Raw genomic sequence first — 23,824 nt, 5'->3', positions numbered from 1 at the left:
CCGATCATCCTGGATCGCCCCCGCGACGTGGAACCACGAGCGGCGCAGTAGTTCGCCGTAAAGTCGACACACATACAAATCGATGTATCCTATCAGGAATTCATGCCTTTAACTTTGCGGTTGCACCAATCACTGCACCCACTGTTCCGCCTGCAGGCCCTGTTTTCGGTGGCCGCGGCCTGCGCGGCGCGCCGCCAGGACCCGCAACCGGCGGGAAGCAGTCCGAGCACGACGTATTGTCATACTTGAATTCTCAGCCAGCACCGAACAACATCTCATGGGTGTGGCGGGCGATCATACGATCCTCGTCCGTCGCAATCACCAGCACCTCGCACGCAGCGCCATCCGAGGAAATCCGCTCCGCCCCGACGTTATTACGGTCCGGGTCCAACTGCACCCCTAGAAATTCCAATCCTGCGCAGGCCGCCGCACGAACCGGTGCGGCGTTTTCGCCAATCCCGCCGGTGAATACCAGCCGATCGAGGCCGCCGAGCACCGCCGCGAAAGCACCAATCTGCTTGCGTACCTGGTAGGCGAATTGATCGACGGCCAAGGCGGCCTTGGGGTCCGCCTCGCGGTGCGCCAACAACACCGCCATCTCAGCGCTGCGCCCCGAAACACCCAGTAACCCTGCCTCGCGCTCCACTAACCGCTCGATACGCGCGCTGTCGTAACCACATCGCGACAAATAGACCAGAACCCCGGGATCCAGGTCCCCACAACGCGTGCCCATCATAATCCCACCCGCCGGCGTGAACCCCATGGTCGTATCGAGCGAGCGGCCGTCGAGAATCGCGGCGAGGCTCGCCCCCCCGCCGAGGTGGGCAACTACGAGTCTTCCTGACGCTTTAGGGCCGAGTTCCGCGACTATGTACTCGTACGATAGGCCATGAAATCCGTACCGTCGCACACCCTGCTCCCACAACGCCTCGGGCAACGGCAATCGTTGTGCCCGTGCGGGCAGATTTCGATGGAATCCGGTATCGAAACACGCTACCTGCGCATGCCCCGGAAAGTACCTGGAGCACGTGTGGATTGCCTCCAACGCCGGCGGCAGGTGCAGCGGCGCAAGCGAAATTACAGCTTCGAGCTCACCCAGCAGCGCCGGGGTGATCTTCTCGGGCTCTCGATGCGCCTTCCCACCGTGGACCAGGCGGTGGCCGATCGCATCTGGCGGAGGGAGTCCGTTGCCCTCCAACGACGCCAAAAACTGCGCTAACGCCTCGCCATAATTGGAAGAGCGGAGCTCCACAACCTCCTCGACACCGTCCTGGCTGCGCAGACGCAAGCTACCACCAACGTCGCCTATACCATGCGCCTCGGCGTTCAACACGCGCACTTCGCGCGCAGCCTCAAAGCGGAACACAGAGAGCTTGAGTGAGCTGGATCCACTGTTCACACAAAGAATATGACGCAGGTCGCTCAAGAAGGCCCCTAGAACATCATGGAACAACGCATGCAGAAACGATCGCCCACAAAGCGGCCGCAGCCATTGCACGATTACGTGCAAGCTCGGCTTATGCTCCTCTTGCGGCGGGTTGCGCTCGCGCTCGCACTGGCACCACCCGCCACGCGATTGACCTCTATTGGCGCCATGCTGAGGCAAGCCCACCTCACGAAAGACCGCCGTAACTCCCCTCCACGCGTTCCAATCCGGACCCCGCCCGTCTCGAACACTCCGTCATCCTCCGTTCCAACCCCCATCGGAACCCACGGACACGGCGCCAACCGAGAGCATCGATGCGTGGAACGAGGACACTTGGAAACCTGCTCGATAACGCATACCCATACCCCGCACGACGGGGCAATCACCTTGACTGGATGAGTTTACGCCACCCTACGCCTGTGGTGGCTGACTGACGTCAAGCATGCGCACGATTTGGGAGACGCATGCGAGCGCGACGGATTCATGACGGTGAACGTGCCCGTTCATGCAGACCATCCTTACACAGTGTAGTATAGCGGGATTCCGCCGAAGCACGGTCCTCCATGCTGTGTCGGCATCGACCATTGACCATTGACCATTGACCCTGGTCAATTGACCTGTCTTGTTGAACTGCTACACTACAAATGGCGTGAGAAATACGACGCGTCTAAAACCCTGATTCTAAGGAAGGACCGCCCAACAAACCGGCTAAGGAGAAGCTCATGATGGCGACGAAATCCATAGTGATGATCACCGCGTTAATGATGGTAGCGGGGACCGCATTAGCAGCGGGCAATGACCAAGGTCAGAAAGCGAATCCTACCAACGCAGCTGCTATCACCAATAATGGCGATTCTGGAATGCCGGGAAGCGGCATGCAAATGAACGAACAAATGCACAAGATGCGTGCACAGATGGCGGAGATACATCGCACCAAGGACCCCGCCAAGCGTGCCGTTCTCATCCGCGAACACATGGCAGCGATGCAAAAAATGATGGGGATGATGGACGGAATGCATAGTGGGAAATCGATGATGGGAAGGGGCGGAATGATGGAGGTCATGGACCATCAGAAGATGATGGAAAAGCGCATGAACATGATGCAGATGATGATGGAGCAAATGATGCAGAATCAGGCTGCGGCCGAAGAAACACAGACACTCCGTGGACCTCGTCACGAACACCGCGATAACAACTAGACACTAGACCAGCGGTTGGCCGACACGCCCCGAGATATATCCTGTCGGGGGTGGCTATTTTAACAAAGGGCCAACCTAACCCCGACAGGAAATTTTTCTAAGGGAGCAGGGTCCATGTCTTTCTCATCGACCCATGCCACATCCACACCGTCACCCGCATGGCACACTTCGACGCCTGCTCAGGTGTTCCACCACCTGTCCAGCGGTCCCGCCGGACTCAGCGGCTCCGAAGCCGCCAAACGCCTGACGGACGTCGGCCCCAATCGCCTACCTCCACCGCCACGTCGCAGCGCACTGATGCGTATGCTCTCGCAGTTCCATAATGTGTTGATATATATACTCCTGCTTGCTGGCGTAAGCACGGTCTGGCTGAGACACTGGGTGGATAGCGGGGTCATTTTTGGTGTCGTCATCATCAATGCGGTTATCGGTTTTATCCAGGAGGGAAAGGCAGAACACGCCATGGAGGCGATCCGCAACCTGCTCTCGCCCCATGCGTCGGTACTGCGCGATGGGCACTACCAGTACGTCGCTTCCGAGTCGTTGGTGCCCGGAGATGTCGTTCGCCTGCGATCTGGCGACCGCGTGCCGGCCGACCTGCGCCTGCTCAACGTGCGTGACCTGCGTATCGAGGAGGCTGCCCTCACCGGCGAGTCCATGCCCACTGAAAAGTGCCTCGATCCGGTCGATCCACTGGCTGTGTTGGGCGACCGCAACAACTTGGCCTACTCTGGAACATTGATCCGTTCCGGACAGGGGCAGGGCATCGTTGTAGCTACTGGAGCGAGGACGCAACTGGGCCAGATCAGCGCAATGCTGGACAGCGTCAGCCCCATTGATACCCCGCTATTACGCCAGATCGCAGACTTCGGGCGTGTGCTTACACTGGCTATACTTTTCATAGCAATCGTCACCTTCGTAGTCGGGAGCCTCCTGCGGAACTACCCACTTGAGGAGATGTTCCTGGCCGCCGTAGCCCTCGCGGTGGCCGCGATCCCGGAAGGACTGCCCGCCGTCATCACCATCACTTTGGCGGTCGGCGTCCAACGTATGGCGCGACGTAGCGTGATCATCCGACGCCTTCCCGCGGTCGAGACCCTTGGGTCAGTCACTGTAATCTGTTCGGACAAGACAGGAACGCTCACACGCAACGAGATGACCGTCCAAAGCGTGGTCACCGCTGCCGATACGGTAACCGTCAGCGGTGTTGGCTATCGCCCAAACGGAAGTTTCAGTGTTGGAGGTGTCCCAGTAGATCCTGAACATGATGGTGACCTGGGCGAGCTGCTTCGTGCCGGACTGCTGTGCAACGACGCCGAACTCGTGAACGCGAACGATAACGTAACAAAAACCAGAGACAATACGCATCCCGAAGCAGATCCGGATGGCTGGCACATAGACGGAGACCCGATGGAGGGCGCGCTCATCACCGCCGCTCGTAAAGCCGGACTAGATCCCGTGCACGAACACGCCATGTTGCCGCGCACTGACGTCATTCCATTCGAATCCGCGCACCGGTTCATGGCGACCCTGCATCACGATCACGCCGGGCACGGTTTTCTCTATCTCAAAGGCGCACCAGAGCAGATACTGTCCATGTGCGTCCACGAACGTCATGCCGGTACCGACCGCCCGCTGCATCCGGCCTATTGGCATGCCTGTATCGAGCGCCTGGCCGCTTCCGGACAACGTTTGCTCGCTGTAGCATTTCTCCCCGCCCAGGACCACCTCCGCGGCCTCACATTTCGTGATCTCGAGGCCGGGCTGACCCTGCTCGGCCTGTTTGGGTTCATCGATCCGCCGCGTGAAGACGTGCGAGGCGCGGTTGCCAAATGTCAGGCCGCAGGAATCCGGATCAAGATGATAACGGGTGATCATCGAGCGACCGCGGAAGCCATAGGCCGCCAGATTGGGATTGGCCAAGATAACCAAGTAACCACCGGAGACGAACTGGACCTGCTCGACGACGCAGCGATCCGTGAAACCGCTCGGAACGTAGATATTTTCGCGCGCGCCAGCCCGAAAAACAAACTCCGTTTGGTCGAAGCCCTACAAGCCGACGGACAGGTCTGCGCCATGACCGGGGACGGGGTAAACGACGCCCCCGCCCTCAAACGGGCCGATGTCGGCGTTGCGATGGGCGTCAAGGGTACAGAGGCTGCCAAGGAGGCCGCCGAATTAGTCTTGGCTGATGACAACTTCGCGTCCATCGTCGCCGGCGTTGAGGAGGGGCGTACCGCCTACGAGAACATCAAGAAGGCCATACTGTTCATCCTGCCCACCAACGCGGCCCAGGCCTTTATCGTGATCACCGCCATCGCGTTCGGGAACCTGCTACCCATTACCCCGGTGCAAATCCTTTGGGTCAACATGATAACCGCCGTTACGTTAGCGTTAGCCCTCGCCTTCGAACCGGCCGAACCAGAAATCATGCGGCATCCGCCACGTCCAACGGACGAACGCCTCCTGTCCCGCTTCCTCATTTGGCGCGTCCTGTTCGTGTCAATGATCCTGGTCGTCGGCGTGTTCGGACTGTTTATCTGGCAACGCATGGTTGGCGCCTCTCTGGAGACCGCCCGTACAATCGCAGTGAACACCCTTGTGTCGGGAGAAATATTTTACCTGTTCAATAGTCGTTTCCTCGTTGCCTCCAGCATTACTGCCGCCACACTGCGTGGCAACCGTACCGCCCTACTCGCCGCTCTTATGGTTATTGGTCTCCAGCTACTGTTCACGTACTTTCCACCCGCGCAGCGCCTGTTCGGAACCGCCGCGCTCGATTTCCACCTTTGGCTACCGGTTATCGGTATAGGCGCTAGCGTTTTCGTTCTGGTTGAAATAGAAAAAACCGTTTGGCGCCGACACGAAAATTCCACACTCCATCGCATTCCGTAATCGGGCTCAACCCGATTCTGGCCCGATTCCACGCTAGCCGCGCGGATAACCCGGATACAGGCCGCAGGCCGAAATCCGGCGATTGCGCAGCGTTGCAAGGCCAGCCCCCGATTCCGCCGCGCTCCATCCGGGCTACCGGATACGGCGTAATGGCAACGGAACGCACATACCAAGGCGCGAGGATCCCGCGGCTCAACTCAACATGGTTGTGACTTGTGGCTTGATCGCCCGGAATTCGCGTGAGCATCATTTGTCCTGGGACTGAATGTGTGCCGAGCGGGGACCAGAACATGACCTGCCCTGGACACCCACCCCCTTGAGAGCCACCCCATCCCGCCACCGTTCCAAAACGTGGCGTTCGCACAATACCGATTCCGCCCGCCCTATTCGATGCGTAGTTCGCCGTACATGCCCGCCGCGTAGTGGCCTGGCTCATGACACGCATAACGAACCGTCATGGGTTTCGTGAAGGTCCAGATCAGCGACGCGGTCTTGCCTTTTTGGATAGCGATTCCGTTGGGGTCATCCATCTTCATGTTCGGATGCGCTTCCATCTCCTTTTCGTGCTCCTTCTGCTCTTCGTTGGTTCCAAGCACGAATTCGTGCTTCACCATGCCCTTATTGACAACGACGAATTTTATGGTCTGGCCGGCCTTGACTGTAATAGTCTTCGGAACGAACTTGAAATCCATCGCGGTGATCCGGATGACTCGATCTACGTGCTTGGCGCTCCCCGGGTGTCCGAACGGAAACGCCTCTGCCTGAGAACCCTTCTCCATATGCATCCCAGCCATGGAGGCCATGTCCTCCGCCTGACTCGCGCCAGGCAGGATAAAGGCGGCAGCCGCCATCGAAACGAGTAATGCTGATCCAAATTTCTTCATCTTCTATCTCCGAGTATTGGAAACATCGCCATGAATCCCGAAAACTACCCTCAGAACCACAACCGTATGCCGGTGACGAACCGGAGGTCTTCCACTGATGCTCCATCCTGGCGCGCATAATCGGCACTCCTTCCGTACTTCTTCTCGTACGTAACGCCGATATAAGGCGCAAACTGACGGCGGATTTCATAGCGTAGCCGCAGCCCGCTGTCGAGGCTCTCCAACCCCGATCCGATCCGCCGGCGTGGATCGCTCTTGGTGTAGAAATTGAGCTCCGCCTGTGGCTGCAAGATCAGGCGCTGCGTGATCAACAAGTCATACGAACCCTCCAGTCGCGCGGCAAAATATCCGTCATTGCTGACGAATCCGGTCGCCGCCACCTCGAAGAAATAGGGCGCCAGTCCCTGGACCCCGAACGCGCCCCAGCCCCGGGATGGTCCGGGCTTGAAGTCGTATCGAACCCCGGTCTGCAGGTCGAAATAGCGCGTGATGGCGCGCGAATAGAGCGCCTGGAGTTCCCCTTCGTCCACCTTTCCCGTTGTCGTATCCAGATTGCCCTCGGTCTTGAACCAAGCCCGGTTGATATTCCCGCCGTACCAACCTTCCCCTTCCCAGCGATAGGTGGAATTCCCGTCCCAGGTCCGCAGTTCGTTCTGGTTCAAAGCCCAATAGGAGTAAGGCAGGTTGTTCTGCACCGGCTGCGGCCAACCGGGTTTCGTCGGCTGCTGCGCATACGCTACGGGGCCGAGCAGCAGGCCCAGTGCGAGGGCCGCGGCGTACCACTGGATAGGTCTTCGCATGGCATTATCCTGTCGGTGCTGCGTTTCACCCGCCGGGCCACCGCCCGGACATTGACTCCCGTCCGCGAACCGCATCATGCCACTACCGCGGAGGTAAACATCCCCGCCTCCATGTGATAGAGCAGGTGGCAGTGATACGCCCATCGCCCAAGGGCATCGGCGTTCACGTAATAGTGCAACTTTTCACCTGGCTTGACGCTGATCGTGTGCTTGAGCGGGCGCAGCCGGCCGTGGTGGTTTTCCAGTTCGCTCCACAGTCCGTGCAAATGGATCGGGTGTTCCATCATGGTGTCGTTGATCAGTGTCACCCGGATGCGCTGCCCGTGGGGAAATCTCACCGGCTGGCTCTGATCGTAGGTCAGGCCGTTGAAACCGAAGATGTAGCGGTCCATGTTTCCGGTCAGGTGCAGCAGCACCTCGGCATCCGGATCGCGGGTGACAAAGGGTGCATTCTGCGGACCGACATCCAGGCGGACCAGATCGGCATAGGTCAGGACCTTGCGTCCGTTGTGGTCGAGGCCGTCACCCGGGGTGTCCAGGCGTTCGGTGGGATCCATCGCGATGTTGACCACCGCGGGTCCGAGTTCCAGATGGACATCCTGGGGCTGGGGATAGGCGGTCTCGCCCGATTTTCCGGGCCTCGCCCGGCCCATCGGTTTCATGCCGCTCATGCCACTCATGCCACTCATGCCGCTCATGCCGCTCATGCCGCTCATGCCGCTCATGCCACTCATCTTTCCGCCGCCCCCCATCTTCATGCCGGGCGGCATCCCCATGTCCGTCATGGTGCGGTTGAATACGGGATCCAGCGGTGGAACCGGCGCCTGCAGCCCGGACCGGACCGCCAGCGTGGCACGCGCATAGCCGCTGCGGTCCATCGCCTCGGCGAAAATGGTATAGGCATCGTCCGTCGGCTCTACCAGCACATCGTAGGTCTCTGCCACGCCGATCCGGAATTCATCCACGCTCACAGGCTCCACGTTATTGGCGTCCGCCTGCACCACCGTCATTTTCAGGCCGGGAATACGCACATCGAAATACGTCATCGAGGAACCGTTGATGAAGCGGAGCCGGACCTTCTCACCGGGCTTGAACAGGCCGGTCCAATTCGCCGCCGGAGGCTGGCCATTGACCAGGTACGTGTACGTGGCGCCACTCACGTCCGAGATGTCGCGCGGGCTCATGCGCATCATCCCCCAGGCGGACCGGTTCTTCAGGGTCGCCGTCAGCCCCTCCTTCTCAACGTCGTCGAAGAAGGTCCCGATGGTGCGCCGGTGATAGTTGTAGTAGTCGCTCATCTGCTTCAGATGCGCATACACGTCATCCGGATTTTCGTCGGTCCAGTCGTTCAACATGATCACGTAGTCGCGATCGGCCTTCACCGGGTCCTCGCCACGCGGCGTCACGATCAATGGGCCGTAGAGTCCGGTCTGTTCCTGGAACCCGCTGTGGCTGTGATACCAATAGGTACCGCTCTGCTCCACCTTGAACCGGTAGACAAACGTTTCGCCGGGCGCGATACCGGGGAAACTGATGCCCGGAACGCCGTCGAACTGCGTCGGCGGACGGATCCCGTGCCAATGGATGGAGGTGGACCTGTTCAAACGGTTGCGCACCCGCATAGTAACCGTGTCACCCTCACGCCAGCGCAGCAACGGCCCTGGAATCAATCCGTTCACCAGCGTTGCCACGCGCGGCCTACCGGTGATATTCACGCGGCTAGGCCCAATCGTCAGGTCGAATTCGGTTCCGGACAGCTCGGGGATACCGAACGTCCCGGCCGGCGCCCCTGCCGCGTGGGCGCTGCGCGGAAACCAAGGCGCCAGCGCAGTGACGGCAGCGCCCGCCGCGAGACCGTGCACGAAACGGCGACGGCTCAGCCCGTGGGCATCGAGTGGAATCCAGATTCGCTTGCTCATCGCTAATGCCTCGTTGTCGATGGATGACCACACCGCCGCAGCTTCCGCCGGCGATCCCCGGGTCCCTCGTACTGGATTGCAACGCTCCCTGAGAGCCCGTCCGATTCATCATGACGCGGTGGCAACGTCGAACCGGTCCTCGGGTCGCACGCGCCTCGCCCGGCGTGGATGACTCGGACGGGCTCTCAGGCCAAGGTGGCCCGGAGTAAGCGCTCGGCCACGGAGCGCGGAAAACGAATGGAACGGGGTCGCGGGCTACCCGCGTCCAACGCGATGCGCCGCGTGATTCAGCCGCCGGAACGTTGGAGCAGCCGGGCGTCCCGCTGTTGTGGGACTAGCAGGGAGGGGCGTGGGGCCAGAGTCGTCCGGCAGACGGCGAGCGTCGGCGCCGGGGGGGTGGGAGAAGTGGACTGCCCGGAATCCTGACGGCCTCGGTCCGCCCCAGGCGCAGGGCTGCCCACAGGGCGAATACGGACAGCAACACCCAGGAAAGGGCGGCGCCCGGATTCATGTCGGGACCGGAGGATCGCTGGAGCACGGACACATGCTGGAACACGGTACAACAAACATCATTGCCCGTTCCCGCGTGCGAGTGCGCTGTCACGGCCTGAATCACCCGCGCAGCGCCGCCCGGAAGGTTGCCGGCGAGCCCCGCCAACGTCGGTGGGCAGGCAAGGAGCCAGCTTACCCATGAAAACAGCACCAACAGCACGACGAAGCGTCGACCGGCGCCGTCATGCCGGCGGCCGTGATAGACGTGTGTTGTGCTCAAGTGGGTGATCACGGGCGAGGCGCTCCTGCCCTCCACAATCCTGAATCCCGGTGTCCGGGGAGGGACCTCCGGGCCATTACGGAACCGCTCGAATGACCGTTGGCGTCGTGGGCACGGATGGAAATGCGGAGTCAATGATACAGACCGCGGTGACGGGAGGCAAGTGGTACCCGTACGCGAGCCGCTGGGGCCCGCCGGCCCTGCCGGCGGGCCGGGAATCCGAGCGCCCAACGCAGTCGCGCGAAATCGCGCTGCTGGATGTCCACCGATACGAGCGAAACTGCGGATGTTGGGCGGGGCGAGAGGGTGAGACGGACCCGCGGGATGTCCAGTGGACATCCCGCCCGCCGAGCGCCCGCCGGCCCTGCCGGCGGGCCGGGAATCCGAGCGCCCAACGCAGTCGCGTGAAACCGCGCTGCTGGATGTCCACCGATACGAGAGAAACTGCGGATGTTGGTCGGGGCGAGAGGATTTGAACCTCCGACCACCTGAACCCCATTCAGGTGCGCTACCAGGCTGCGCTACGCCCCGAGAGTGACTTCAATCTGGCGGGGCCATGATACCCCAGCAGGACACGCGATGGGAACGGACCGGGAACGCCTTCAGCGTTTCAGTTCCTGCAGCAGTTCTTCCAGTTCCATGCGCAACTGGCGGATGATCTGATAACTGCGCTGGCTGTCTTCCCGGGCGTGATGGCCGGTCATCTGCTGACGGGCACCACTGATGGTGAACCCCTGGTCATACAGCAGATTGCGGATCTGACGGATCATCAGCACGTCCTGGTGCTGATAGTAGCGCCGGTTGCCGCGCCGCTTCACCGGCTTGAGCTGCGGGAATTCCTGCTCCCAGTAACGAAGCACGTGGGGCTTGACCCCGCACAGCTCGCTCACCTCCCCGATGGTGAAATACCGCTTGGCGGGGATCGGTGGCAGTTCGTTGTTATTGCTGGGTTCCAGCATAGGCTTCTACCCGGGCCTTGAGTTTTTGACCGGGCCGGAAGGTAACCACCCGCCGGGCCGTGATCGGGATTTCTTCGCCCGTCTTGGGGTTGCGCCCCGGGCGCTCATTCTTGTCCCGCAAGCTGAAGTTTCCAAACCCGGACAGCTTCACCGCCTGCCCGTCCTCAAGCGCCGCACGGACCTCCTCAAAGAACATCTCCACCAGGTCCTTGGCCTCACGCTTGTTCAGCCCGAGTTCTTCGAAAAGCCTTTCGGCCATTTCCGCCTTGGTCAGTGCCATCGTCTATCCTCTCAACGTAGCACCCAGTTGTTGTTCAAGCCCCACCACCACCCCCGCGATGATGGCGTCGATGTCCTGGTCAGTAAGGGTGCGCGAAGATTCCTGAAAAATCAATCCAACAGCGATACTTTTTCGACTTGGTTCTACGCCTTGGCCACGATACACGTCGAATACGATCAGGTCTTGGAGGGAGGCCGGTGCGTGACGCACGATACATTCCCGTACCGCCGCCGCGCTTACCGCCTCATCCACGACCACCGCCAGGTCACGGCGAATCGCTGGAAAACGGGACAACTCCTGAAAGACGGGGATCCGGGCCGGTTCGATTTGCGCAAGGTCCAGTTCAAACAGGAAGACCCGATCCGCAAGCCCCAGTTCCCCTAGTAATTCTGGGTGAAGCGCTCCGAACCACCCCACCGCAACCCCCGCGCACTCGATCTGTACCGACTGCCCCGGATGCAGGGCGGGATGAGGTGTCGGCTTAAAGATAAAGTGCCCGCCCCGGCCCGTCAATCCCAACAGCGCCTCCAGGTCCCCTTTCACGTCGTAAAAATCAACGGCTTGGGACTTAGACCCCCACTGTTCCGGCAGGGCGGCCCCGCCCGAAACCAAACCGGAGATGGCCCTTTCCTGTTTTATATCGGTAGTTTGCTGAATAAATCTTAGTCCTGACTCGAAGATGCGGACCCGGCCTTGTTGCCGATTCTGATTGTAGATCAGAACCTTCAGCAGCGCTGGCCACAGGCTGGTTCGCATCACGGAAAGATCCGCGGACAGCGGGTTCGCCAGGGCCACCGGGGGGTGCTCCGGGTCGAGCCGCCGCTGCAGCACCGGGTCGACGAAGCTGTAGGTGATGGTCTCCTGATACCCGCGGTCCACCAGGAGTTGGCGCATGCGGGTCAGGTCCACCCGCCCTTCCGGGGCCGGCGCCAAGGCCAGATCCCCAGAGGTCCGGGTGCTCGGGAGCCGGTCGTACCCGTGGATCCGCGCCAGCTCTTCGATCAGATCCACCTCGCGGGCCAGATCGAAGCGGTGACTGGGGGGCGTGACCCGCCAGCCCGCGGGCTGCGGCGCCACCTCCATGCCGAGCCGGGTCAGGATCTCCTCCACCTCCGGGTCGGGAAGACCCACCCCCAACACGCGCCGGATCCGATCCCGGCGCAGGACCACCGGCACGCGCGCCGGTAGATGCGTCTCGGAGCACACTTCCACCACCGGGCCCGCGCTCCCCCCTCCGATCTCCACCAGGAGCCCCGTGGCACGCTCCATGGCCTGCGACTGGAGTCGCGGATCCACCCCACGCTCGAAGCGGTGAGAGGCGTCGGTATGCAGCCCGTAACGGCGCGCACGCCCGCCGATCGCCTGAGGGGTGAAGTAGGCGCATTCGAGGAACAGGTCGCGGGTCGCTGCCCCGACACCGGAACCCTCCCCGCCCATGATCCCCGCCAGGGCCAACACCCGGCCGCGGTCGGCGATCACCAGGGTCGCATCGTCCAGTTCCACGTCGCGCCCGTCCAGGAGGGTCAGCGCCTCCCCCGCACGCGCGCGCCGCACGCATCCACACGGGCGTCCGGGCGGCGGGATCCATGCCACGGATCACCCGACCCAAGTAGCGCGGACAATCCGCGGGCGCGTCCACCACCACCGGGAAACGGTCCTCGATCCCGGCGCGTACCGGCGTCCACTCTGGCGCGCGCACCGCACAGCGGTTCAACACCCCTACCTCCCGCGCGATACCAGCGATCCCCAGGCAGTCGCCGCGGTTGGGGGTCAGATCCACCTCCAGCACTTGGTCGTTCAGACCCAGATAGTCGCGCAGATCGGCCCCCGGTGGCGCATCCGGCGGCAGTTCCAGAAGCCCCGCCGCCTCCTCGCTCAGCCCCAGTTCCCGGGCCGAGCACAACATTCCGAAGGACTCCACCCCGCGCAGCCGTGCGCGCCGGATGCGGGTGCCATCCGGCAGGCGCGCGTCGACCACCGCGAAGGGGACCCGCAACCCAGCCCGGGCATTGGGCGCACCGCACACCACCTGGACCGGGTCAGCCCCTGCCGCCACCTGGCAGACCTGAAGACGCTCCGCGTCGGGATGGGGTCCGGCCGACAGGATCTCCCCCACTACGATTCCTTCGAACCCGGGCGCAGCGGGGCGCACGGAGTCCACCTCCAACCCCGCCATGGTGAGCTGTTCCGCCAGGGTCTCCGTGGAGACCGGCGGATCCACCCATTCCCGCAACCATCGTTCGCTGAATTTCATACCATCCGCTCGTATCCACAACCGCAATGCGGTGCCGGCTCCGCGCAACCCCGCATCCCGCGTTGGCCGGATAGACGGCGCCCCAAAGCGGGACCGCCCCGTTGCGCGTCAGCGATGTAACCGCCGCCCGCCTGCTCAGTTGAATTGGCGCAAAAACCGCAGGTCGTTCTCGAAGAACAACCGCAGGTCATTCACGCCGTAGCGCAACATCGCCAGCCGCTCCACGCCCATCCCGAAGGCGAACCCCGTGTAGCGCTCGCTGTCGATGCCGACGTGGGCGAACACCTCCGGGTGCACCATCCCGCAACCCAGGATCTCCAGCCAGCCGCTGTCCCCGCACACCCGGCAGCCGCCGCCGCCGCAGATGACGCACTCCATATCCACCTCCGCCGAGGGTTCGGTAAAGGGGAAATAGGAGGGACGGAAGCGGACTCGCAGGTCACGCTCGAAGAACCGTGAGAGGAAGTCGTCCAGCAGACCCTTGAGATCCGTGAAGCACACCGACTCATCCACCATCAGGCCTTCCACCTGGTGGAACATCGGCGTATGGGTCAAATCGGAATCGCAGCGGTAGACGCGACCCGGAGCGATGATGCGCAGCGGCGCGCTGCGCTCCTTCATTACCCGGATCTGCACCGGCGAGGTATGCGTGCGCAGCAGGCGATGGGCGTCGAAATAGAAAGTATCGTGCATGGCCCGCGCCGGATGCTCGGGCGGTATGTTGAGGGCCTCGAAGTTGTGGTAGTCGTCTTCGATCTCGGGACCTTCCGCCACATGGAAGCCGATCCCGGCGAACAGCCGCTCGATGCGCTCCAGGGTACGGGTGACGGGGTGCAGGCCACCGCTGTGTTGGCCGCGTCCGGGGAGTGTGACATCGATCCGTTCCCCGGCGAGCCGCGCGTCCACTGCGTCCCGTTCGAGCGCCGTGCGGCGCCGGTCCAGGGTTTCCTGCAACGCCTGTTTGGCACGGTTGATAGCCGCGCCGGCCTCGGGACGCTGATCGGCAGGCAGTGCTCCGAGGGCCTTGAGGCGTTCCGTGAGCACGCCCTTCTTGCCCAGATACCGGACCCGCACCTGGTCCAGTTCCCGCAGCGAGGGCGCCACGGCGATCTCCCCCTGTGCCTGCGCCAGCAGATCCGCGAGTTCTTCCTGCACGATGTCCGTAAATCCTTCGCTGCGTGCCCGCCGCAGGGTCCGTGCCGGACCGCGGGTCACCTCCTGATCCATCCCCGCTGCGACCCGCGTCAGGGCCGGTGCCGGTCCTGCAAATAAAACGGGGGAAAGGCGGCCAGTCCTTCCCCCCGTCCGGGCGCCCGTGGGGCGCTACGCCAGCGGCACGCGCCGCGGCGAACATCAATGAGCCGACAGACTGGCCTTGGCCTGCTCCGCAAGGACGGAGAACGCGGGTTTGTCGAACACCGCCAGATCCGCAAGGACCTTGCGATCGACCTCGATGGAGGCCTTGTGCAAACCGTCCATGAACCGGCTGTAGGACATGCCGTTCTCCCGGGCCGCGGCGTTGATCCGCACGATCCAGAGACCCCGGAACTGGCGTTTGCGCTGGCGCCGGTCACGGTAGGCGTACTGGCCCGCCTTGGTCACCGCCTGCTTCGCTACGCGGTACACATTCCCGCGCGCATTGAAATAGCCCTTCGCCTTGTCCAGCAACTTCTTGTGACGGGCGTGGGCGGTAACCCCTCGCTTTACTCTCGGCATGACCTGCTACCTCTTGAGAATCCGGGCCGTCAGTTGTACGGCAACATGCGCTGCACCGCGGGCACATCCACTTTGTGCAACGTGGAGGTGGCACACAGGGTGCGTTTGCGCTTCGCGCTCTTCTTCGTCAGGATGTGACGATGATGTGAATGGGCGCACTTGAAACCACCCGATGCGGTGCGCCGAAAACGCTTCGCCGCACCCCGGTTGCTCTTCAACTTCGGCATCTCGAAAACTCCCGCTGTACCTTGACCTGTCCGGGCCACCCCGTGGGGCCATCGCCCGGAACCCGTAGTTCTCTAGCGCCCGGGCGCCGACTAAGCGCGCTTAGGCGTGACCAGCATGATCATCTGCCGGCCCTCCATGCGTGGGAACTGTTCCACTTCCCCAAATTCCTTGAGATCCGCTTCGACCCGCTGCAGCAGCTGGCGACCCAGTTCCTGATGCGCCATCTCGCGCCCGCGAAAACGCAAGGTGATCTTCGCCTTGTCTCCGCTCTGTAGAAAGCGCACCAGATTGCGCAGCTTGATCTGGTAATCACCCTCGTCGGTTCCAGGCCGGAACTTCACCTCTTTGAGGTGCACCTGCTTCTGCTTGCGCCGCGCCTGGTGTGCCTTCTTGCTCTGCTCGAACCGGAACTTGCCGTAGTCCATGATCCGGCAGACCGGCGGCTCCGCCTGGGGCGCGATCTCCACGAGATCCAACTCCGCTTCCAGCGCCATTCGCAGCGCTTCTTCCCGCGCAGTGACTCCTACCTGTTCGCCTTCGGCTCCAATGAGCCGAACCTCCGGGGACGTAATGTCCTCGTTCATGCGATGCTCTTTATCGGCAGCGATGCGTCAGTCCTCCAAAACAGTAAAGCCGTGATCCGCGATTTCAGCAGCGAGGTGCCCGGCAAACTCCGCTACGGACATTGAACCCAAATCCTCACCGCCGCGCGCGCGCACGGCAACCGTACCGGTTTCCTGCTCCCGGTCCCCAATGACCAGCAAGTACGGAATCCGCTGTAAAGTATGCTCGCGGATTTTAAAGCCGATCTTCTCATTTCTCAAGTCCGAAATGGCCCGTATTCCCTGATTTATCAGCTTTTGTTCCACCTCCCTGGCGTAGGGGGCGTGGCGGTCGGTAATCGTGAGGGCCGCCGCCTGGACCGGGGCCAGCCAAGCCGGCAGGGCCCCCGCGTAGTGCTCCAGCAGGATCCCCACGAAACGTTCCATCGAGCCCAGGATGGCCCGGTGCAGCATGACCGGGACCCGTTTGCTGCCATCCTCGGCGATATAGTGGGCCCCCAAACGGCCCGGCATGGAGAAATCGAGCTGAATGGTCCCCAATTGCCAGACCCGGGCCAGGCAGTCGCGCAGGGAGAATTCGATCTTGGGCCCGTAGAAGGCCCCCTCCCCGGGTTGCAGGGTCCAGTCCAGCCCGGCGGCGTTCAGGGACTCCTCCAGGGCCAGTTCCGCCTGATCCCAGAGCGCGTCGTCCCCCACCCGGTTCGCGGGGCGGGTTGAGAGCCGCACCAGCACCTCCTCGAACCCGAAATCCCGGTACACCTCGAACAAGAGCGCGATGAAGGCCGACACCTCGCCCTGGATCTGGGCCTCGGTACAAAAGATGTGGGCATCGTCCTGGGTGAAATTGCGCACCCGCATCAGCCCGTGCAGGGTTCCGGAGGGCTCGTTGCGGTGACAGGAGCCGAACTCCGCCAGCCGCAGGGGCAGATCCCGGTAGCTCTTCAGCCCCTGATTGAAGACCTGCACGTGGGCCGGGCAGTTCATGGGCTTGATGGCGTAGTCGCGGTTCTCCGAGTGGGTGGTGAACATATTCGCGGCGAACTTCTCCCAATGGCCGGACTTCTCCCACAGGGACCGGTCCAGCACCGCCGGGGTGTGAATCTCCTGATACCCGTGAGCGCGCAGCTTGGCACGGAGGTAGTGTTCGATGGTGAGGTACACCCGCCAGCCCCGGTCGTGCCAAAACACCATTCCAGGGGCCTCGTCCTGGAGGTGAAACAGCTCCAACTGGCGGCCGATACGCCGGTGATCGCGCTTGGCGGCCTCCTCCAGGCGGTGCAGGTATTCCTTGAGGGCCTTCTTGTCCGCCCAGGCGGTGCCGTAGATGCGTTGCAGCATCTCGTTGCGGGAATCCCCGCGCCAATAGGCGCCCGCCAGCTTGGTGAGCTTGAAGGCCTTGAGCCGGCCGGTGCTGGGCACATGGGGGCCGCGGCACAGGTCCACGAAATCGCCCTGCCGGTAGAGAGAAATCGCGTCGGCCTGGGGAATCGCCGCGATGATCTGTGCCTTGTAGGTCTCCCCGATCCCGTGGAAGAAGGCTACCGCCTCGTCCCGGGGCATCACCGTGCGGCTGACCGCGAGATCGCGCGCCGCCACCGCCTCCATACGCCGTTCGATGGCCTCCAGATCCTCCGGAGTAAACGGCCTCTCGTAGGCGAAATCATAGTAGAACCCGTCCTCGATCACCGGGCCGATGGTGACCTGCGCCTCCGGGAACAACTCCTTCACCGCCTGGGCGAGTAGATGGGCGGTGGAGTGGCGGATGATCTCCACGCCTTCCGGATCCCGATCGGTGACGATGGCGAGCCGGGCGTCGTGGTCGATGACGTGGGAGGTGTCGACCAGGCGGTCGTCCACTTTGCCGGCCAGCGCGGCGCGCGCCAGCCCGGGCCCGATGGACTGCGCTACCACATCCACGGTCACCGGGCCGTCGAAGCGGCGTTCACTCCCATCCGGAAGGGTGATAGTCGGCACAGGGCCTTCTCCAGTGGTGACCAATACGAGAGGTCACATGGTTGCTGTCGTGGAGCGCTCGCACGTGCCAGCACCCTGGCCGACGCGTGGCGCGAGGATGCACCATTGCCGGACCGCAGGACTGTCCGCGAATCAGTATAATGAACCGAAGCCTTGGTCGAATTGGTAGGCGCGATTGGACTCGAACCAACGACCCCCACCATGTCAAGGTGGTGCTCTAACCAGCTGAGCTACGCGCCTCCAGAGGTGGGATACAATACCGGGGCACCGCGTCCAAGACAAGCCGTGGGCCCGGTCCCCACCTAAATAAATGAATCCGCGGGGTTGAATCGCCGGCCAGGGCGCGATCCCGGACTAACCGTCCGCCGGCGCCTGCTCCGGCAGGCCCAGGCCGTATTGCTCGATCTTGCGGATCTCGTCCCGCACCCGCGCCGCTGCTTCGAACTCCAGGTCCCGGGCATGGCGGTGCATCTGCTGCTCCAGGGCGCGGATCCGCTGGGCGAGCTTCTCCGGCGACGCACCACCATAGGCGATCATCTCCTCCGCGACCCGCGCATAGTCCTCCGCCGGCAAGGGTCGGTCGTCGGCCACGTCGAGAATGTCCCGGATCCGCTTCTCCACGGTGCGCGGCGTGATCCCATGGGCCTCGTTATAGGCGACCTGCACACCGCGCCGGCGTTCGGTCTCCGCGATGGCCCGTTCCATGGAACCGGTGACCCGGTCCGCGTACAGGATCGCCTTGCCGTGGAGGTTGCGCGCCGCCCGGCCCATGGTCTGGATCAGCGAACCCTCGGAGCGCAAGAACCCCTCCTTGTCCGCGTCCAGGATCGCCACCAGGGAGACCTCCGGCATATCCAGGCCCTCGCGCAGCAGATTGATGCCCACCAGTACGTCGAAGCGTCCCAGGCGCAGGTCGCGGATGATCTCCACCCGTTCCACCGTGTCGATGTCCGAGTGCAGGTAGCGCACCCGGACCCCATGCTCTTGCAGGTATTCAGTGAGGTCCTCCGCCATGCGCTTGGTCAGGGTGGTCACCAGCACCCGCTCCTCGGCCGCCACCCGCAGGCGGATCTCGGAGAGCAGGTCATCCACCTGGCTGGCGGCGGGTCGCACCTCCACCTCCGGATCCACCAGCCCGGTGGGCCGCACCACCTGCTCCACCACCCGGTCGGCGTGTTCATGTTCGTAGGAACGCGGTGTCGCGGACACGAAGACGGTCTGGGGCGCGATGGCCTCGAATTCGTCGAAACGCAGCGGCCGGTTGTCCAAAGCCGAGGGCAGCCGGAACCCGTATTCCACCAGGTTCTCCTTGCGCGAGCGGTCGCCCCGGTACATGCCGCCGAGCTGCGGGATGGTGATATGACTCTCATCGATCACCAGCAGCGCGTTGTCCGGCAGATAGTCGAACAGGGTCGGTGGGGGCGCGCCTGCGCTGCGGCCCGTAAGGTGGCGCGAGTAGTTCTCGATGCCGGAGCAGTAGCCCAGCTCCGTCATCATTTCCAGGTCAAAGCGCGTGCGTTGCTCCAGGCGTTGCGCCTCGACCAATTTGTTTGCGCCGTAGAGCTGCTCGAGGCGCTCTTTGAGCTCCGCCTTGATCGCCTCCACCGCGTCCAGCACCGTGCGTCGCGGCGTGACATAGTGGGTCTTCGGGTAGACGGTGTAGCGCGGCACCCGCCGCGTCACCTCACCGGTGAGAGGATCGAACAGGCTGATGGCCTCGATCTCCTCGTCGAACAGCTCCACGCGCACCGCCTCGCGATCGGACTCGGCCGGGAAGATGTCCAGCACGTCGCCACGCACCCGGAAGGTGCCACGGCGCAGTTCCGCGTCGTTGCGGGTGTACTGCAATTCAGCCAAGCGGCGCAGCACCGCGCGCTGATCCACCGTATCGCCGCGCTTGAGGTGCAGGACCATGCTCAAATAGGACTTGGGGTCCCCCAGGCCATAGATGGACGACACCGTGGCCACGATGATGGTGTCGGGCCGCTCCAGCACTGCCTTGGTAGCGGACAGGCGCATCTGCTCGATGTGCTCGTTGATGGAGGCGTCCTTCTCGATATAGGTATCGGTGGTGGGGACATAGGCCTCCGGCTGGTAGTAATCGTAGTAGGAGACGAAATACTCAACCGCATTGTGGGGGAAGAACTCCCGCATCTCCGAGTAGAGCTGGGCCGCCAGGGTCTTGTTGGGCGCCAGCACCAGGGTCGGGCGCTGGACCGCCTGGATGGCGTTGGCAATCGTAAAGGTCTTGCCGGACCCGGTGACCCCCAGCAGGGTCTGGTACATCAGCCCGGACTCCAGCCCGTCCACCAGTTGACGGATGGCCTCGGGCTGGTCGCCCGCGGGGGACATGGAGGAATGGATCTGGAGAGGTCGCATCTGGGGATTCTGGTCGCGGCGCGGTTTCAGTATTATACCGTCAGGCCCCTGCCACGAACGAACGCCGCGCCGCTGGACCCCTGAGGGGCCGCCACGCCCGGCTCCGGCACGGCCGCCGCCGGCCGGGAGATCCGCCGTGCGGGGCACTCATCATCAGGACCTGACGAACCGCTATGCACATAACCCTTTCTGACCGGGTACAGAGGATCAAGCCTTCTCCCACCCTGGCGGTCACCGCGCGGGCGGCGGAACTGCGCGCCGCCGGGCGCAACATCATCGGGCTGGGTGCCGGCGAGCCGGACTTCGACACTCCGGACCACATCAAGGAAGCCGCGATCCGCGCGATCCACGACGGCTACACCAAATACACCCCGGTGGATGGCGCCCCGAGCCTCAAGAAGGCCATCGCCGCGAAGTTCGAGCGCGAAAACGGCCTGCAATTCGAGCCGCGGCAGATCCTGGTCTCCTGCGGCGGCAAGCAGAGCTTCTACAATCTGGCCCAGGCGCTGCTCAACGCCGGGGACGAGGTCATCATCCCGGCGCCCTACTGGGTCTCCTACCCGGACATCGTGCTGCTGGCGGACGCGGTGCCGGTGATCGTGGCCGCCTCCATGGACCACGGATTCAGGATCACGCCGGAGCAGCTCGAAGCGGCGATCACCCCGCGCACCCGGCTGCTGGTACTCAACAGCCCGTCCAATCCCACGGGCATCGCCTACAGCCACGCCGAACTCGCCGCACTGGCCAGCGTGCTGCTGCGCCATCCGCAGGTGATGGTGGCCACCGATGACATGTACGAGCATATCCTCTGGACCGACGAGCCGTTCGCCAATCTGGTGAACGTGTGCCCGGATCTGATGCCGCGCAGCATCGTGCTCAACGGCGTCTCCAAGGCCTATGCGATGACCGGCTGGCGCATCGGCTACGCGGGCGGGCCGGCGGAACTGATCGGAGCGATGAAGAACATTCAGTCGCAGAGCACATCGAATCCCTCATCCATCTCTCAGGTCGCGGCCCAGGCCGCCCTGGAGGGGGACCAGTCCTGCATCCTGTCCATGCGCAAGGCCTTCAAGCAACGCCACGACTTCATCGTGGAGGCCCTGAACGCCCTGCCCGGCGTGGACTGCCTACCCTGCCAGGGCACCTTCTATTGCTTTCCGAACCTGGAGGAGGTCATCGAGGCCCAGGGTCTGGCCAACGACGTGGCCCTGGCGGAATTTCTGCTCGCCAAGGCAGAGGTTGCCGTGGTGCCGGGCTCCGCGTTCGGCGCGCCGGGGCACCTGCGCCTGTCCTACGCCACCAGCATGGAGAACCTGAAAGAGGCAGTCACCCGGATCCGCGCGGCCCTGCCGCAGGCCCTCCCGGGTCTCGACTGAGCCCGCGGGGCGGGACACGCGGACCCTGGGGGCCTCGCGCCCCAACAACCGGACCGCCAACCGCCCCTATGCGGGCCGGGGCCGGAAGCGGTAGTGTAAGCACGGGGGGCAGGAAGCCCCCCGCAAACGGAACACGCCGGCGGGAACATCCCGGCGCAGCCCCAATGCCAACAAGGAGGTCGGCATGCATACCCTCGTCCCCACCAAGCGGCGGCGCCCGCCGTCGGAATCCCGCGGATTGACCTTCCTCGAACTGCTCACCACCCTGGCGGTGAGCGTCGTCCTGGCCAGCGTCGCGATCCCTACGTTCCGCTGGCTGGTGCTCGATACCCGCCGCAGTACCGCGGTTAACGCCCTGGTCCACGATCTGGCCCTGGCGCGGAACACCGCGGTCTCCCGCTTCCGGCGGGTGGCGCTGTGCCCGAGTCAGGATGGGAACGCCTGCCTCCCGGTCCCAGAATGGCACCAGGGTTGGATGGTCTTCGTCGATACCAACCGCAACCGCGACCGGGATGGGGCAGAGCCAGTGCTATGGACCCACGGGCCGCTGGCCGCCGGGCTCTCCGCCACCTCCGCCCGGGCGCGGCGTCGCATCGTGTATCAGCCCCTGGGCACCGCCGGGGGCAGCAATCTCACCGTGACCTTCTGTGACGCGCGCGGGCCCGCCCACGCCCGCGCCCTGATCGTCTCCAACAGCGGGCGACCGCGCCTCGCCCGGCGCACCGCGGGCGGCGGCGCGCTGCACTGTCCGCCGTAACCGGCCGCCCTCTATTGACCCTAAACGCCGGGATCCAGTACTATTCCCACCCTTCAAGCACGCACCATTCCCCGGTAGCTCAGTCGGTAGAGCAGGTGACTGTTAATCACCGGGTCGGCGGTTCGAGTCCGTCCCGGGGAGCCAATCCGTCCGACGCAGTGGGAAACCGGGAGGCCTCGCCCGGTGTCCCGGTATTCCGCCACACCGCACCGTGGTCCATAGACTCCGGCCGCGGCGCTACCAACGCCAACATCCCGCCGCCAGCACTTGCGAAATCGCGCAAACCGATAGCGTTCAACAAACAAGAGGTCGGAGATCCATGCTGCAACGTTCAAATGCCACGCTGCTATTGGCAATCACCTTCTGTCTGCTGACGTCACCATCCGCGCTTGCGCAGCTCGCGCAACCAGCACCAACCCAGACGCTGCAAATTGCCAGTATCGCTAACGACCACGACTCGAGCGTCAGTAACCTTGGCCTGACCATCGCGGCAGACGGGCATGTGCTTGGAATCTCCATCGTCACGAACTACCCAAACCCCAACGGTCCGGCGCGCATCGTACGCAGAGCCTATCCGCTCCAGCGCCTCGAAGACGCGCAGGGAATTGTGTTAACCCACCAACGCGGACTCGACTTCATTACGCTTCGAGGGCGCATAGATCAGAAGAGCGACCGCGGAAATCTCGTTATCCGCTATCTTTCCAACGCCATCTTCCGGACCTACCACCAATGCCGTATTGAACTGCAACGCGACAACCAGGGCGGGTGGCACCTCGTCGACCCGCACAACGGAAAAACCGTACCGCGTCTCTACGTCAAAACCTGGATGCTCGGAATCTCGACGATCGACCCACTGTGCCAATAGCGCGTGGCAGGAATACCCGCCGAGGCGGCCTACGGACCGGCGTGGTCTGCGTGGCGTCAGCTGTTTTAGATGGTGGTTACATCAGAAAAACCCCATTCCTGCCGCTATATTTCCTGCCGATACCGCGAATACGGTCACAGTTTCTAAAATCGACTACTACATATGGTACTTTTTGGGTACAAATGGAAGATTCTGACCCGGTTGGCAACAGGGGCCCTTGCCGCCGTGCTGATTTCGTCCGTCGCCGCCGCAGCGGTATCACCGCAACTCTACCTCGGCCTGCACGGTGGGGGCGGGCGCAGCCTCAAGACCACGGAGATCCTGGCTCCATTGCTCTGGCGGGACGGAACGCTCTGGTTCGCCGATCTGAGGGCCACGAACTCCAGCAGTGCCACCCAGGAATACAATCTGGCTGTGGGTCTGCGACACCTGATTCCGGGGCGCGGGGTCCTGGGCGGCTATGTCTACTACGACCACCGCCACGCGGCCGGTCACTTCTTCGACCAAGCTACGGTGGGTATGGAATGGCTCGGCAAGCGATTCGATGCGCGGCTGAACGTCTACCTGCCCATCACCGG

Annotated in this window: 18 protein-coding genes, 3 tRNA genes and 1 pseudogene; 7 read left to right on the top strand and 15 right to left on the bottom strand. The window is 63.2% G+C overall.

The features are described 5' to 3' along the window. Positions 1 to 253: 253 nt before the first annotated feature. On the bottom strand, positions 254 to 1,426 hold the full coding sequence (locus tag B7Z66_09335) for a hypothetical protein (GenBank protein ID OYV76300.1): 1,173 nt from the start codon (positions 1,424 to 1,426) through the stop codon (positions 254 to 256). Between the two features lie 722 nt (positions 1,427 to 2,148). Here B7Z66_09335 and B7Z66_09330 point away from each other — a divergent pair. Beyond that, positions 2,149 to 2,625, top strand: coding sequence for a hypothetical protein (locus tag B7Z66_09330; GenBank protein OYV76273.1), 477 nt, complete (start codon positions 2,149 to 2,151; stop codon positions 2,623 to 2,625). Between the two features lie 114 nt (positions 2,626 to 2,739). After that, on the top strand, positions 2,740 to 5,520 hold the full coding sequence (locus tag B7Z66_09325; GenBank protein ID OYV76272.1) for a carbonate dehydratase: 2,781 nt from the start codon (positions 2,740 to 2,742) through the stop codon (positions 5,518 to 5,520). 383 nt (positions 5,521 to 5,903) lie between these two features. Here B7Z66_09325 and B7Z66_09320 read toward each other — a convergent pair whose 3' ends face one another. The 14 genes and pseudogenes from B7Z66_09320 to B7Z66_09255 form a co-directional block, all read right to left on the bottom strand. Further along, on the bottom strand, positions 5,904 to 6,404 hold the full coding sequence (locus B7Z66_09320; protein OYV76271.1) for a hypothetical protein: 501 nt from the start codon (positions 6,402 to 6,404) through the stop codon (positions 5,904 to 5,906). 50 nt (positions 6,405 to 6,454) lie between these two features. Further along, positions 6,455 to 7,204, bottom strand: coding sequence for a hypothetical protein (locus B7Z66_09315; protein OYV76270.1), 750 nt, complete (start codon positions 7,202 to 7,204; stop codon positions 6,455 to 6,457). 74 nt (positions 7,205 to 7,278) lie between these two features. Further along, the gene (locus B7Z66_09310) at positions 7,279 to 9,123 is read right to left on the bottom strand and encodes a hypothetical protein (GenBank protein OYV76269.1); all 1,845 of its coding nucleotides are present in this window, start codon (positions 9,121 to 9,123) and stop codon (positions 7,279 to 7,281) included. Positions 9,124 to 10,349: 1,226 nt separating this feature from the next. Further along, positions 10,350 to 10,426: transfer RNA gene (locus tag B7Z66_09305), tRNA-Pro, on the bottom strand. Between the two features lie 71 nt (positions 10,427 to 10,497). Further along, positions 10,498 to 10,854: a transcriptional regulator gene (locus B7Z66_09300; GenBank protein ID OYV76268.1), complete on the bottom strand. Its 357-nt coding sequence runs from the start codon at positions 10,852 to 10,854 to the stop codon at positions 10,498 to 10,500. After that, complete coding sequence (locus B7Z66_09295; GenBank protein ID OYV76267.1) at positions 10,835 to 11,134, bottom strand: integration host factor subunit alpha; 300 nt, start codon at positions 11,132 to 11,134, stop codon at positions 10,835 to 10,837. Before B7Z66_09295 ends, B7Z66_09300 begins: the two co-directional genes overlap by 20 nt. A 3-nt stretch (positions 11,135 to 11,137) precedes the next feature. Next, a pseudogene (locus B7Z66_09290) lies at positions 11,138 to 13,388 on the bottom strand (phenylalanine--tRNA ligase subunit beta). A gap of 135 nt (positions 13,389 to 13,523) precedes the next feature. After that, complete coding sequence (locus B7Z66_09285; GenBank protein OYV76266.1) at positions 13,524 to 14,615, bottom strand: phenylalanine--tRNA ligase subunit alpha; 1,092 nt, start codon at positions 14,613 to 14,615, stop codon at positions 13,524 to 13,526. 126 nt (positions 14,616 to 14,741) lie between these two features. Further along, the gene (locus tag B7Z66_09280; GenBank protein ID OYV76265.1) at positions 14,742 to 15,104 is read right to left on the bottom strand and encodes a 50S ribosomal protein L20; all 363 of its coding nucleotides are present in this window, start codon (positions 15,102 to 15,104) and stop codon (positions 14,742 to 14,744) included. A gap of 29 nt (positions 15,105 to 15,133) precedes the next feature. After that, positions 15,134 to 15,331: a 50S ribosomal protein L35 gene (locus tag B7Z66_09275; protein ID OYV76264.1), complete on the bottom strand. Its 198-nt coding sequence runs from the start codon at positions 15,329 to 15,331 to the stop codon at positions 15,134 to 15,136. 90 nt (positions 15,332 to 15,421) lie between these two features. Further along, the gene (locus tag B7Z66_09270; GenBank protein OYV76263.1) at positions 15,422 to 15,916 is read right to left on the bottom strand and encodes a translation initiation factor IF-3; all 495 of its coding nucleotides are present in this window, start codon (positions 15,914 to 15,916) and stop codon (positions 15,422 to 15,424) included. Between the two features lie 27 nt (positions 15,917 to 15,943). Beyond that, on the bottom strand, positions 15,944 to 17,869 hold the full coding sequence (locus B7Z66_09265) for a threonine--tRNA ligase (protein ID OYV76262.1): 1,926 nt from the start codon (positions 17,867 to 17,869) through the stop codon (positions 15,944 to 15,946). A gap of 163 nt (positions 17,870 to 18,032) precedes the next feature. Further along, positions 18,033 to 18,109 (bottom strand) — tRNA-Val (locus B7Z66_09260). A 114-nt stretch (positions 18,110 to 18,223) separates the two neighbouring features. After that, positions 18,224 to 20,248: an excinuclease ABC subunit B gene (locus B7Z66_09255; protein OYV76261.1), complete on the bottom strand. Its 2,025-nt coding sequence runs from the start codon at positions 20,246 to 20,248 to the stop codon at positions 18,224 to 18,226. A 173-nt stretch (positions 20,249 to 20,421) separates the two neighbouring features. On the opposite strand from B7Z66_09255, the gene B7Z66_09250 reads away from it, so the two are divergent. From B7Z66_09250 to B7Z66_09230, 5 genes are all read left to right on the top strand, one after another. Then, positions 20,422 to 21,624 (top strand): aspartate aminotransferase, encoded by a 1,203-nt coding sequence (locus tag B7Z66_09250; GenBank protein OYV76260.1) that lies wholly within the window; start codon positions 20,422 to 20,424, stop codon positions 21,622 to 21,624. 184 nt (positions 21,625 to 21,808) lie between these two features. After that, entirely contained in the window at positions 21,809 to 22,381 is a 573-nt protein-coding gene (locus B7Z66_09245; GenBank protein OYV76259.1) for a hypothetical protein, read from the top strand. Positions 22,382 to 22,449: 68 nt separating this feature from the next. Further along, positions 22,450 to 22,525 (top strand) — tRNA-Asn (locus tag B7Z66_09240). A 175-nt stretch (positions 22,526 to 22,700) separates the two neighbouring features. Next, the gene (locus tag B7Z66_09235; GenBank protein ID OYV76258.1) at positions 22,701 to 23,246 is read left to right on the top strand and encodes a hypothetical protein; all 546 of its coding nucleotides are present in this window, start codon (positions 22,701 to 22,703) and stop codon (positions 23,244 to 23,246) included. Positions 23,247 to 23,408: 162 nt separating this feature from the next. Next, the coding region (locus B7Z66_09230) for a hypothetical protein (protein ID OYV76257.1) at positions 23,409 to 23,824 on the top strand (416 nt) is incomplete at its 3' end.

This window comes from Chromatiales bacterium 21-64-14 (assembly GCA_002255365.1).
In the GTDB taxonomy this organism is placed as follows: Bacteria; Pseudomonadota; Gammaproteobacteria; order 21-64-14; family 21-64-14; genus 21-64-14.
The sequence above is the reverse complement of the archived record's forward strand: the minus strand, read 5'-3'. Positions and strand labels throughout refer to the sequence as shown.